Annotated in this window: 11 protein-coding genes and 3 pseudogenes; 8 read left to right on the top strand and 6 right to left on the bottom strand. The window is 68.9% G+C overall.

Going from position 1 to position 12,263, the window contains the following annotated elements; translation table 11 throughout:
• Nucleotides 1-394: 394 nt before the first annotated feature.
• Genes AB0H82_RS34775 through AB0H82_RS34785 form a run of 3 tightly spaced genes read left to right on the top strand, consistent with a single transcriptional unit; the run spans nucleotide 395 to nucleotide 3,143 of the window.
• A complete protein-coding gene (locus AB0H82_RS34775) occupies nucleotides 395-1,231 on the top strand; it encodes a DUF317 domain-containing protein (protein WP_362999523.1) in 837 nt (278 codons plus the stop codon).
• Nucleotides 1,232-1,240: 9 nt separating this feature from the next.
• Nucleotides 1,241-2,026 (top strand): DUF317 domain-containing protein, encoded by a 786-nt coding sequence (locus AB0H82_RS34780; RefSeq protein WP_362999524.1) that lies wholly within the window; start codon nucleotides 1,241-1,243, stop codon nucleotides 2,024-2,026.
• A 49-nt stretch (nucleotides 2,027-2,075) separates the two neighbouring features.
• Nucleotides 2,076-3,143 (top strand): SpaA isopeptide-forming pilin-related protein, encoded by a 1,068-nt coding sequence (locus AB0H82_RS34785; RefSeq protein ID WP_362999525.1) that lies wholly within the window; start codon nucleotides 2,076-2,078, stop codon nucleotides 3,141-3,143.
• A 133-nt stretch (nucleotides 3,144-3,276) separates the two neighbouring features.
• On the opposite strand, the gene AB0H82_RS34790 is transcribed toward AB0H82_RS34785, so the two are convergent.
• Complete coding sequence (locus tag AB0H82_RS34790; RefSeq protein WP_362999526.1) at nucleotides 3,277-3,606, bottom strand: DUF6233 domain-containing protein; 330 nt, start codon at nucleotides 3,604-3,606, stop codon at nucleotides 3,277-3,279.
• A gap of 236 nt (nucleotides 3,607-3,842) precedes the next feature.
• On the opposite strand from AB0H82_RS34790, the gene AB0H82_RS34795 reads away from it, so the two are divergent.
• The 3 genes from AB0H82_RS34795 to AB0H82_RS34805 all read left to right on the top strand — a co-directional run bounded on the left by AB0H82_RS34795 (nucleotide 3,843) and on the right by AB0H82_RS34805 (nucleotide 6,421).
• Nucleotides 3,843-4,898, top strand: a complete 1,056-nt coding sequence (locus AB0H82_RS34795) for a pentapeptide repeat-containing protein (RefSeq protein ID WP_362999527.1) — start codon at nucleotides 3,843-3,845, stop codon at nucleotides 4,896-4,898.
• Between the two features lie 789 nt (nucleotides 4,899-5,687).
• Nucleotides 5,688-6,032: a MarR family transcriptional regulator gene (locus tag AB0H82_RS34800; RefSeq protein WP_362999528.1), complete on the top strand. Its 345-nt coding sequence runs from the start codon at nucleotides 5,688-5,690 to the stop codon at nucleotides 6,030-6,032.
• A gap of 65 nt (nucleotides 6,033-6,097) precedes the next feature.
• Nucleotides 6,098-6,421 carry an STAS domain-containing protein gene (locus tag AB0H82_RS34805; protein WP_362999529.1) on the top strand — a complete coding sequence of 108 codons (324 nt, stop codon included), beginning with the start codon at nucleotides 6,098-6,100 and terminating at the stop codon, nucleotides 6,419-6,421.
• Between the two features lie 18 nt (nucleotides 6,422-6,439).
• Here AB0H82_RS34805 and AB0H82_RS34810 read toward each other — a convergent pair whose 3' ends face one another.
• The 5 genes and pseudogenes from AB0H82_RS34810 to AB0H82_RS34830 all read right to left on the bottom strand — a co-directional run bounded on the left by AB0H82_RS34810 (nucleotide 6,440) and on the right by AB0H82_RS34830 (nucleotide 10,504).
• Entirely contained in the window at nucleotides 6,440-7,558 is a 1,119-nt protein-coding gene (locus AB0H82_RS34810) for a hypothetical protein (RefSeq protein WP_362999530.1), read from the bottom strand.
• A gap of 3 nt (nucleotides 7,559-7,561) precedes the next feature.
• Nucleotides 7,562-8,752, bottom strand: coding sequence for a hypothetical protein (locus AB0H82_RS34815; protein WP_362999531.1), 1,191 nt, complete (start codon nucleotides 8,750-8,752; stop codon nucleotides 7,562-7,564).
• Nucleotides 8,749-9,077: pseudogene (locus AB0H82_RS34820) on the bottom strand (helix-turn-helix transcriptional regulator). The gene AB0H82_RS34815 and the pseudogene AB0H82_RS34820 overlap by 4 nt, the downstream one beginning before the upstream one ends.
• A complete protein-coding gene (locus AB0H82_RS34825; RefSeq protein ID WP_362999536.1) occupies nucleotides 9,074-10,102 on the bottom strand; it encodes a tyrosine-type recombinase/integrase in 1,029 nt (342 codons plus the stop codon). The pseudogene AB0H82_RS34820 and the gene AB0H82_RS34825 overlap by 4 nt, the downstream one beginning before the upstream one ends.
• A 183-nt stretch (nucleotides 10,103-10,285) precedes the next feature.
• Nucleotides 10,286-10,504: a hypothetical protein gene (locus tag AB0H82_RS34830; RefSeq protein ID WP_362999532.1), complete on the bottom strand. Its 219-nt coding sequence runs from the start codon at nucleotides 10,502-10,504 to the stop codon at nucleotides 10,286-10,288.
• Between the two features lie 386 nt (nucleotides 10,505-10,890).
• On the opposite strand from AB0H82_RS34830, the pseudogene AB0H82_RS34835 reads away from it, so the two are divergent.
• Together AB0H82_RS34835 and AB0H82_RS34840 are read left to right on the top strand one after the other, a co-directional pair.
• Nucleotides 10,891-11,721: pseudogene (locus AB0H82_RS34835) on the top strand (DUF6192 family protein); the annotation flags it as partial.
• Nucleotides 11,722-11,723: 2 nt separating this feature from the next.
• Nucleotides 11,724-12,151: pseudogene (locus AB0H82_RS34840) on the top strand (RacP protein).
• The last annotated feature ends 112 nt before the right edge of the window (nucleotides 12,152-12,263 follow it).

Below are 12,263 nucleotides of genomic sequence, written 5' to 3' on the forward strand. Positions count from 1 at the left end.
CCGGGTACGCGCCCGCTGATCTCACCCGGCCTGGGGCGGCCCGACGCCCCAAGGCGTCGTGGCCCTCCTCGTCGGCCCCTGCCCAGTGACAGCCCTCTCCCAGGCACAACTCCGCCTGACCCGAAGCCTGGTCGGCGCCGATTAAGGCCGTGCCCTATGCGGCGAGGCGGACGCGCGTGCCGACGGCAGCCGGGCGCCAGCTCATGTCCCGACCACCCGCCCGCGGCTCCCTATGCGCTCGCGGGATTCGACGCTTCGTCGAACTCACCTCACCGTGCTCGGCGTTGGCGACACCGCACCTGGCCCAGGGCGCCGCCCCGTCCACACCGGCCGCGTCGGCCCTGTGACCGACGGCCACCTGCTGACTTCCCTCCTGACCCCGACGGATACGCCTATGACCGACCCCATCCCGATCGAGGGAGATGTTTACGTCTCCCCGCGCTACCTCGCCGGCCTGCCCGGCCACGCCGATCCGAGCTTCGAACCCGTCAAACACTGGCCGCACCACCACCTCGACGACGGCCCGTTCCAGACGGTCGTCACCTCACCCGACCACCGCATCAAGATCGGCTGGGCAGGTGATGACTACGACGTATGGCAGATCAGCGCAGCCCAGGACGCCATATCCCGGCCCACCTGGACGGCCACCTTCAACCAGAACACCCCGCCCGAGATCGTCCACGGCCTCACCAGCGCTCTCGCCCGCGAGTGGAGCACGGACACCGACAGCTTCCTGGCCGATCCCTCGTACCGCTGGACTGACGCGATACAGCCCCTGCTCGACGCCGGATGGGGACGCCGCCCGCTAACCCGCGGCACGGTAGAGATCATCGCCCCCGATGGGCTGGCCGGAGCAAGCATCGACGTCGTCGGTACCGATCCTGACCGCGAAACAGTGGAGCTGTGGGCCGGACCTGAAGGCTGGGGAACTCGCGCCGAGGCGATCTTCACCGCGCGCACCCCCAAGCACCTCATCGCCGCCACCGCCGCCGCCTTCATCGACCCCGCCCCCGTCGCCCGCTACAAGAACAACCTTGCCCCCCGGCTCGCCCAACTCGCCCAGCTCACCCCCGTCGAGCCACCGAAGCCTCCCGTGCCCACCCCGCTCGACGTCCAGCAGACCGTCACCGCCCGCCCGCCCGCACTCGGCACGCGCAGCGTCCCCCGCTGGAGCACCACCACACTCCCACCGGCCGTGGCCGGTGCCGCCCTGCCCGCCCACCGCCGCTGAGGGCCCTCCATGTCAATCGACCCCTTGGACAACCTCAGCCCCGATCAGCAGGTGAAGGTCCTGCCCCGTCACCTTGCCGGTCCCGGATCCATTGACCTTCCTACGGTCTGGCCCTTCCCCAAGGACTGGACCGTGCACCAAGCCGACGACGGAGCAGCCCTCGCTACCAGCCCTTGCCTGCGACTGGTCGCCAGCCTGGCCCTCGATGCCGACAGCCCTCGCAAGGGGAAGTGGACGGTCACCGCCAATCGCGCCCCATTTGGTCCTGCGGCCTGGCAGGTCACCTTCGACGCCACCACTCCCATCGAGCTGCTGCACGACTTCCACAGCGAACTGGTCGACCTCTACCTCGAAGACCGCCAGAGCGGCCAGGGCCGACTGCTAGAGGACAACACTCCAGCGCAGGAGGCGTACACGCAGCTGCTCGCCCGCGGCTGGAGCCACCAGGTTAGGACTGACGGCACCCAGTTCTTCCGCGATCCTCAGTCTCTCGGCGTCGTCCAGCACCGCTACGCCCTAATCGGCACCGACACACCCATCTGGGCGGCCTGGGGCGGACCCGCCAGGGAGCCCCACTGGCGCGCACGGTTCTCCCGCGGTACGCCCACCACGCTGGCCGCCGCCTTTACCACCTCCCTGGTCTCTACAGAGCCGGTGACCCGCGCGGTGAAAGACATCCCGTTCCACACCCGCCGCCACATGTACGTCGCGGCGAGGGTCCCGGCACAGCAGATGCCCGTCAACCCGCCGGTCACGGCCCCTGCGGCGCTCCCCGGCCCGAGCCGCTCCCGCTAACCGCCCCCTCGTCCCTGTCCATCCCGCCCCGCCCCTGGAGAGTTCCTACTTGCACACCCGATCCGCACGCCGCGTTCCGGCCGCGGCGCTCACCGTCGCCGCCGCCGTGACCGGATCCCTGACCTGGGCCCCGGCAGCTTCCGCCCAGGCCCCGGATCCGACCCCGTCCGCTTCGACCACGCTCGCCCCGCGCAGTGCCACAGAGGGCGGAGGCGTCGCCATCCTCAAGAAGGACCCGGGCGGCGATGTCCTGGCCGGCGCGGCCTTCACCCTCTACGACGCCAAGGGCAAGGAAGCTGGGAGCGGCAAAACCGACGCCGAGGGCCACCTGGCCTTCAGGGGCCTGGCGCCGGGCGTCTATCGGCTCAAGGAGATCTCCAGCGGCAGCCCGCTGCACGACGTCGTCGAGGACCAGGACGTCATCGTGACCCCCGGCACCGACGCCCTGCTCACCATCATCGACCCTTTCAAGCCCGCCTCGGTCCTGCTGGAGGCCAAGGACGGCAAGACCGGGAAGCTCCTGCCCGGCGCCACCGTCAACATCGGCACGGGCGACAAGACTCTCCTCACCCTCACCACCGGCGACAAGGGCACCGCGACCGCCAAGCTCCCAGTCAACAACCGCACCGGCACTGACTTCTGGGCCAAGGAGACCAAGGCGCCCGCGGGATATGACCTCTACAAGGGACAGCGCGAGTTCAAGGCAAAGCCCGGCGACCCGGTCACCGTGACCGTCACCAACGCCAAGGCCCGCACCACCCCGCCGAGCCCCGACCCCACGGACAAGCCGACCGAAAAGCCGACCGAACAGCCGACCGAGAAGCCGACCGAGAAGCCCACCGGCAAGCCCGCGGAGAAGCCGACGTCCGGCGGCTCCGGTGACGACGGCACGCCGGAGCCGACACAGAAGCCGACCGGCTCCACGGCCTCCGACGAGACCGCATCGAGCACCACGGCCCCCGAGCCCGGCGGCTCCCTCGCCCACACCGGCGCCGACGCCACACCGTGGCTGCTCGGCGGCGCCGGAGTCCTCCTGGCCGCCGGCGGAGGCACACTCCTAGCCGTCCGCCGACGCCGTTCGGACGACTCCGACAACGCCGCCTCCACCGAGAGCTAACAAATACGCCCCTCGAATACAGCCCCCGGAATTCGCCTCGCGATTCCGGGGGCGTCGTCGTGTCCGGTGCAGGCATTGGCAGGGCCCGATGTCCTCATGCTGAAGAGCTGTCCCCCGCTGCTCTCTCTGGCCGCTAGCCGTAACCGTGCCCCAATTCCATTGCGGGGAGCAGGTCTTCGGCAGCAGCACATGCGTGGCAGGCTTTCGCTCCCGGACGCATCAGAGCATCCAGGGCCTCCATGGCGCCCAGCTCGCGGCCCCCGCCGTTCGCGTGGCGACACGCGGCATCATGCACGAGCGTGCCGCCGCGACGCTGCGGGTCGAGACGTACGACCCAGCCAGAAGACTTCGCCGGCGGCAACGCATCCAGGCGCCGGTGCGTTGGTACGACCGAGAGGTCGACGCCATCGATCGGCCTCAGCTGCCGGTCCGTGACCCACACTGAATACTCGGCGGGCTCCACTCCCGCCTACTGGTGAAGAGGCAGTATTCCGACCCTGCGCTATTCCACCGGCGCTCGGCACACGCCGATGAGGAGAACTCAGCCACATACAGGGGAACTTGACATGGGCCGGGACAGTCCTGGGAGGTATGGGTAGCTGGATGCGGATCCGCTTGGTACCGGCGCTGATGGCCTTGATCGTGATGGCGGCCGTGGCCTGTCTGGTGTGGTGGTTAGCGCCGGGAGCGCCAGGAGCGGTGGGGCGGGCGCTGGTGCCAATGGCGCGGCCGGGTTGGGACCAGATACCGGCGGAGGACAGGGCGACCGCGGAGGCGGCGTTCCGGCTGGCGGTGATCCAGGCGTCGCTCGCGCTGGGAGCCTCGGTGGCACTGGTGTACACCGTCCGAAACTACCGGCTCACTCGACGCGGCCAGGTCACTGACCGATTCACCAAAGCCCTGGAGCGGCTCGGGTCCGACGTCGTGTACATCCGCACCGGCGGGGTCCTGGCACTAGAACAGATCGTCCAGGACTCCCGGGACCAGGCCACTCACGCCGCGCAGATCCTCAATGCCTTCGTGCGAGATCGCACCCCGTGGCGAGCGCGGGCCAAGGACAGCAAGACAAGCCGGGCAGCGGCAGCCCGACGGGCTGCCCGTCGACACGCTCCGTTGCCCACCAGCGCCACCGCACTGCCCACGAGGCCGTCCTCTGATGTCCAGGCTGCGCTCACCGCCCTGACCCGGCCGTCATCCCGACGCCACGTCGACGCCTCGCAACCCATCAATCTGGACGGCCTGCATCTACAGAGGGCGCAACTCACCGGGGCGCACCTCTCCGGGGCGGTCCTCACCGAGGCGAGGCTCTGCTTGGCGGACCTCATCAGGGCGAACCTCATCAGGGCGCGCCTCGTCAGGGCGGACCTCTCCGGGGCGAACCTCACCGGGGCGAGGCTCTGCGGGGCGGACCTCTCCGGGGCGGACCTCGTCAGGGCGCACCTCAACGGGGCGAACCTCACCGGGGCGAGGCTCTGCGGGGCGGACCTCACCGAGGCGAACCTCAACGGGGCGAACCTCTCCGGGGCGAACTTCACCGGGGCCAGGCTCTCCAAAGCGCACCTCACCAAGGCGAACCTCACCAAGGCGGACCTCAACGGGGCGGACCTCACCGAGGCGAACCTCCGCGGTGTGCGCCGGTTGCAGCCGGAACAGTTGTTGCGGGCGTACTTGGACGGGCCGATCCGCAACCTACCGGCGGAGCTAGCCGCCGACCCTGCGATTGCAGCCCGACTGGCCACAACGTCCGAAGAGTGAAGAGCGCTGCCGGGCGGGAGGATCCTGTTGCGTCCCCCTGAAACAGCCCATCCAGACGCAGAGCACGGCTCTGCAGACGCACTTCACTGTGCGAATTTGTATCTGATGCATCAAGCACGTTTCACTGGTGAAGAGGCAGCGTTCTTTGTGTGCGCAATTCTATGGGGTCCTCTGAGGAGGACGTCTGCCACGACAAGCGTGGACAGATCGTGCAGGCGTACCACGAGGCTCAAATGGAGCGGCGCGGCGCGCTCGACCTGGCCCTGAACGCAGCCGTTCTGTGGACGCCCCGCCACCTGTGCGTGGCAGATCTCTACGGGGCGGCGGCCGCCGTTCGGGCGGCGGCCGCGTGCCCACCTGGCGCGGCTGTCCCGATGAACCAGCCACTGGAGCACTCCCTCTCGGCGCCGGGGGCATGGGTTTGCCGGCTTCGGATTGCCCCGAGGGACGCACCGGGCCGTCGGCTCTTCCGCGGGAGTGGAAGCGGGCCCGGCGTCTATTGCGCCGCAGGCTCGCTCTGCTGCGGGATCGGCCCCCTGGCCGGCGTCCGAACGACGCTCAGGAGGCTGCATGCCGAGCGTAGCGATGGTTGCTGCACAGCGCCGCCGTTCGCGTCCAAGTGGCACATGACAGAGCCTCAGGAGCGGGAACACGGACCCGGGTTGACGTCACAGGGCCGTCGGGTCGATAAATGCCGCACCGCCGAGAATCGTCCTGTTCAATTCCGCCCGGCTCGCGGTCTCTCCCTGCATAATGGGTGAAGCAGATTGCAGGAATCTTTTGCCCTCCATGCTCATCAGGCGGGGCGGAAGGGGGCTGGCGCCGGTGGCAGAGTGGACCTTCCTCACCCATCACGCCCGCGTGCTTCTGAGCATCGCCCGTAACCCGGCCGCACGCATACGGGACATCGCTGCGGCCTGCGACGTCACCGAACGCACCGTTCAGGCCGTCGTCAGTGACCTCGAAAGCACCGGTTACCTCAGCCGGAAGCGCGAGGGCCGGCGCACGCACTACACCCTCCACCTGGACGGCACGCTGCGACACCCGGCCGAAGCCGGCCTATCCATCAAGGTATTGCTAGACCTCTTGCCCCGGCCCGTCGCGCCGGGCGAGGCCCCAGCGGACTCCGCGTAGAAGAGCGCAACGGTCTCCCTCTCCGTGGACCTGCTCACACGGATGCCCACGACAGAAGGACCCCCATGGGCCAGTTGGTCATCCACCGATCCCCGCCCGACGCCGACCACGTCGTCACCCTGACGCTCACCGGGGAACTGGACGTGATCAACATCAGCCAGTTCCGCGCGGCTGTCGTCCTCATCCTTCGAACGGACGCCCGAAACCTGTTAGTTGATCTCGACGGCATCACGTGGTGCGACAACGGCAGCCTCTACAGCATCCTCGGGGCGCAGCACGCCGCCCGCAAAGCCGGGGGCAGCCTTGCCATCACGACGGCAAGCACGCCGGTCCGGGAAGCTCTCGACCACAACGGACTGCGCGAGAGGCTGTCGGTCATCGATCGGTGACGCCCACCCTGAGTGACATTAAAAGCCATCGCGAGTGTGGGCTGCGAGGTAGTCGGACCAGCTGTCTCCCGCATACTTCGCCCAGTTGTTCACCGTGTCTGGGTGGAGGCCGAAGAGGTCGGCGATGACGATGGGCGGGAGCGTGGTGACGGCCTCGAGCATCGCGGTGTTGCGGGCGTTGAGGACGGGTAGTCCATGCCGTTGCAGCAGCATGGATGCGGCCTTGGGGCTGCGGGGCTGGCCGGGGAGTTTCCCGGGCAGCAGGTAGCGGTTGTGTTCGTCGAGCGCGCGGCGGCGTCGGGTGGTGGTCCGTGGCTGGGCGATTTGTTCCTCGATGAGCCGGGCGAGGGCGGGCGGGAGCAGGACGGGGTGGCGGTCGAGGGTGAGGTAGGCGCCGGTGTCGTCGCGGTGAAACCGGTCGATGGTCAGCTCGAGGACCTTACTCAAGGGCAGGGCGTAGAGGCGGACCAGGGCTGCGATGATGCGCACCTCGCGGGGCAGTGCCTCGTCGGTCAGGCAGCGCCGCAGCTGCCGTTGGTACTCGTCCTCGGTCTGGAAATGCACCGCGAATGGGCGGCCCCGTTTCGGCAGTTCGAGCGGGACGCTCAAGCGGCGGGCGATGGCCCAGCGCAGGAAGGAGGCGACCGCCACATGCCGGGTGGGGTGCTCGGTCAGCCAGAGGTCGAGGTCCGCCTGGTTCAGTGCGGTCAGCTCCCGGCCGTGGGCATCGAGCCAGTTCAGCAGCTGGATGGCTGCCTGGATGTCCTTGATGTCGCCCGAGGCTGCACCGCTGGTGTAGCGGCCGCGGGCAGCGCGTCGGCGGGCGTCACGCACGACCTGCCACTCGGCGAACGGCCGCACAATCGTTGCCTGATGGGCGGGAAGACGAGGGAGTTCGCCGTTGACCCAGTGCTCCAGGCGGGCGAGATGTTCGTTACGTTCCGGCAGGACGCCCGCGAGCACGAGAAGGGCCCGCACATGCCGAGTGGTGATGCGTTGTGGCAGAGCGTCGAGAACCTCGTGGGTGACCGGCACCTGCTGGCCGGCGAGTTGAGCAAGGGCCCTGGCGGAAGGACTGCGGCGCAGCCAGCCGAGCACGGGATAGGGATTCTCAGCCCCCGTCAGTGCGTCGGCCATCGCCTACAGTCCCTCGGCGATGGTGCCATCGTCCCGGCTGAGCAGGTCACGGACCCGTTCGGCCAGGACACAGCGCGGGCAGCCCTCGTCGTCGAAAAGGTCACCGGCCCGGCCGCAGGAGCGGCAGCGGATGGACGGGTCCTGGTGGCCGCAGCACGTGGCGCACAGATCACCACCGTCGTCGGCGCGGCCGACGATGATGCGCCGGTCGCCGCAAGACGAACATGGCATCGGTAAGGCGCGGCGCTGTTGATGGCAACTGCCGCACACCGGTCCGAGCGGCCAGGTTGCCTTCGCCCGTCGCCTCTGCCCGCACAGGATGCAGGTCCTCATCGGGCGCGGCCAGCAGGAGCGGCAGTGAAAGGCCCCGCCTCGTTTGCTGACACGACCGCCATGCCGCCATCGGCCGCAGACACTGCATTCGCCCATCGGACCGCGATAGCAGTCAACGCATACGTCCAGGCGTCCGTCGGCGGCACGCACCTGGATGGGCCGCATCTGACCACACACGCCGCACGTGCGCATCGGGCTCTGGTAGCACCTGGCGCAGACGGGGCCACGGGGAGTGTGCGCGGCGACGGGGCGCAGGCGCCCACAGGTCTTGCACTGCTGCTTCGGCTTTGGCCCGCAGTTGGAGGACAGCGCGCTGCCGTCCTTGAGCCGGTGTGCCGGTGCCTGCATCCGACGGCAACGCGCACACTCGGTGACAACAGATGGGTCCGTGCGGTAGCAGCGTCGGCAGATCGCGACTCCGTCGCGGTGCGTCACGATCTGGTCGATGCGCCCGCAGCGCCCGCAGTTACGGAAGTGCATTTGTGACCGGCACCAGCCGCAGCACCGGCCGGTGTCGCAGATCTCCAGGGGGAGCGGATCCGTACGCCCGCACTGGGCACAGGCCGCCTTGGCCACTGTGCCCTGGTGGCCGGCGCAATGCAGATGGTGCCGCAGTCTCACCGCGCTTGGCGGCCCGGTGACCGGCGAGGTGGAGGTCAACGCGTTCGGCGCCTGTTCCAGGTAGCGGGCGAGCGGCCTGATCTGCGGCGCTGCCCACCCCTTGGCCTGCTCGATGGCCGCCTGCGCCGCCTCGGCCGTCAACTCCGGCCCGACGGTGCGCTGTAGATAGTCCACCATCCACGCCCGGATCTGCACCAGCTCCTCCTGCGCCCGCCGCTGCCGCGGCGTGCGGTAGTTCACGGCAGACCAGGACGGCGCACGACGGTGCGCCGCGGGGCATCCGGTGCCGGCGCCCCAGGGTGCCGTCCGCGCTCTTGCGGACCTGCGTGCTGACGACCTCCGGCTTGATCAGGTCGTTCGGCGTGCAGCCCAGGATGTCGCACAGCGCGACCAGCGTGTCCATGCTCATCCTTTGCGGTGCCTGTGTGACGAGCCGGTAGACCTGCTCGCGTGAGAGCGTGATGCCGCGCTCGGCGAGCAGCGGCACCAGGTCCGAGGTCTGGAACATCCCCTGCTCCGCCATCAGCTGGCGCAGCATCCACTGGTATCCCATCTTCTTGATCACCGATCCACGCTCCAGATGTCGCCCAGACGGTCCCTCATGGATGCCTCCAGAAGCTGGTTGCGGTACTCGTTTGACACGCCCATGTAGATCGCCGTGGTGGCCGCGTGCGAGTGACCGACCTGCTCCTGCACGAACCGCGCCGGATAGCCGAACTCGGTCAGGTGCGTGATGTAGCTGTGGCGCAGGCAGTGCAAGTCCAGGGCCTCGTCCAACCCGGCGTCCCGGCGGGCGATGACAAAGGCTTCGTTGATGGAACGGGGCGAGAGCCGCCCGACCCGTTCGGTCACCCACAGCGCAGGATGCCGGCCCGGCGAGAAGTGCGGACGGATCTCAGTGATCCACTCATCCAGGACGTCGACCGCCCAGTCCATCTCTGGCACGGTCAGCACCGAGCGGCGCTTGGGCGGGGAGCCCTTGGACGACTTGCCGTAACGCACCATCATGCTGCCGAAGGCGCCGAACTGCGGCGCCTTGCGGTTGCGCCGCAGGTCGACCAGATCCACCCGGGAGGTCTCGGTGCGACGGGTGCCGTAGGCGTAGACGGACTTGAGCACCGCGGCGTCCCGCAGCGCGGTCAGCGCACCCTTGCGGCCCTGCCCGCGCACGCGGGACGGGCGCGCGTCGGCTGCGTCGAACAGGGCCTGCACCTCGTCGTAGTCCAGCGGCCGCCGACGCGGGTCCGCCTCGTACTCGACGGTGTGCAGAACCGAGTTGCCCTCGTGGAAGACGTCCTGCGGTACCTCCCCGAACCGCTCCAGACAGGCGTCGACCCAGCCATAGCGCCGATCAAGCAGGTACTCCACGAACAGCTCGATCGTCACCTCGTACGTCCGGGCCGTGGACATCTGGATCGGCTCCGCACCACTGCGCAACTGCGCGATGAACGCCTCACCCTCCGCCGGCGTCCACTGCCACGGATACAGCCCAGTGAACTCCTCCAGGCGCTCCACCACCCGAAGCCGCGGATCGATCGTCTTCGGCTTCAAGAAACGCGCCGCCTGCTGGCGCGCCCAGCCCTCCTTCATCGCCTCGAACACCGCCGAGGCCGGGTCGAGGTGCGCCACATTCGGGGCCAGCACGAGCCGGGCTGACCCTGGAGCCTCCGTCACCACCAGCCCGTTGTAACCAATGCAACATTGTTGCGGCGGCCGTTCGGGGCCCAGGTCACCGCTTCGAGTGAATACGCAGCCAACGGCTTCGGCTGGGCTTCAACCAGCAGTACACGCAGGCACGTTGGCCAGTCGTGTGTTGCATTCACTGCAATTCATCACGTTTTCGGTCGCCACCCGCGACGGAACGCCGATGCGGAATCGCCACGAAAACCGGCCGGTGGTCTGCAACCGCTCATACAGACGCACCTCGACGCTCTGCCCGTCGGGCAGTACCAGCGTGATGCGCGCATACGGCTGCGCCGGAGAACCGCTCACAGGGCCTACCCGCTCACGCTGATTTGCGCTCCAGCGACCGAGCCTGCCGGCGCAGCTCGACGCGGGCGGCAGGCGAACGCCCTTGTGCCGCCCAGTGGGGATGCCACAGAACTTGGACGGACAGGCGCAGCAGACGGCGACGCAGGGCCGTCGCACGGGCGGTGCACGGCGACCCTGCGAGCGTCTCATATGTCCGGCACCAGTCGGCCTGCGCTCGCAGGAGATCGCGGGGGAACGGGGTTGCCTCCATGACGAGTAATCCAATCATGTGTTCGATTTATCTCGCCACGCCGCGACCTCTCCACCCTCGCTGTGACCGAGCACGATAGTTGGCCCTTGAGTACGCCAGCTGGCCCCTGAGCGTGAAAGTTGGCCCGCAGCTGTGACTTTGGTCGGTGGCCGCCTCGATGCGGCGCCTGGCCGAGGATATCGGCAAGTCGGCGGCGACGGTCACCGGGATGCGGTGGACCGCGTCCCGCTGGCCAGAGAAGCACCGTCACCAGAAGGCGGTGTCGTTCACGGTCTACCGCATCCTGGCCAGCATCGAGAACGAGGAAGAGCGGTTCGCGGCGATCCTGGCCCCGCCGCAGGGCAAGGCCCGGTGGACGACGGACGAAGCCAGCCGGCGCACGGGCCAGAAGGTCGAACACCCGGTCTCGCCGCAGGAGAAGATCACCGCGATCCATTCGCTGGCCCAGGACGACCAGGTCGCCGCCACGATCACCGGTGATCTTTTGAAGCGTCCGCAGGTCGCAGCGAAAGTCCCGACCGAGGACAAGACCGGGGTGGTGGAGGAGTTCACCCGGGACGAAGCGGTCGCAGCGAAGGCCGCCACCCATCTGCTGCGGCGTCCGGACGTCGCGTTCAAGGCGATGAGCGACGACACCGCCCGCTTCCAGGTCAACCATGCCCAGAACGAACGCCATCAGCAATCCCGCCAGCACTTCGAGGACACCCATCCCATCGCGCCGGTGGTCCGCAAGATGGAACGCACGGCCGAGTTCCTGGACCTGGTCACCGCCTGCCACTCCTTCGTCGCCGCGGCCGGCCGCACCGTTCCCGGCTTGCGCGGCCGCCAGCTCGAGGCGAACGAAGCCGACCTCGTGCACCAGAACGTGGCCCGGGTGAGGGCCACCCTGGACTGGATCGAACAGGCCGTGGACACCGGCAAGGTCGACATGGACGACGAGCTCGCCCGCCTGCTGCGGAGCGAGTAACCGTGCCCCGGGCCTCACGGCGCCGGGGAGACGCGGCCAGACGTCACGCCGACACCCTCCGCTTCGTCCTCTTCGAAGCCCGGCCCGCCGGGCTCACCTTCATCCAACTCGTGCGGGCCGCCTCACTGTCTCCATGCCAGGTCAGAGCCGGACTGGCCGCCCTGCGCGACCAGATCTCAGAGAAGGGCTGGCCACCGCTGATCTGGACACGGGCCGACGGCTACCAATCGGTGCGGAGAGAGCCGCGCTGGAGAAGTGCGAGCGCGGTGTGATCAAGGAATACCTCACCGTCATGCGGCGGTTCGCCTCCGCCACCGTGGGACCTCACGCCGCCGCCCACCCGGGCGACAAGTGGGCCCGCTACCTGGTCGCCCAGCTCAACTCGATCGAATCCACCCTGGACCTCATCGACTCGACCAGCCGCACCTGATCACGCGGGCCCGGGGGGGGGGGCCCGGCGCGCCCCCGCCCCCCTACCCCCGGGGCGGCCTAAGGCCCGGCCGCGGGAGGCGCGGGGCCCCCCAACGCCCGCTGGGGGGAGC

It is taken from the genome of Streptomyces sp. NPDC050732, assembly GCF_040654255.1.
Taxonomy (GTDB): Bacteria; Actinomycetota; Actinomycetes; order Streptomycetales; family Streptomycetaceae; genus Streptomyces.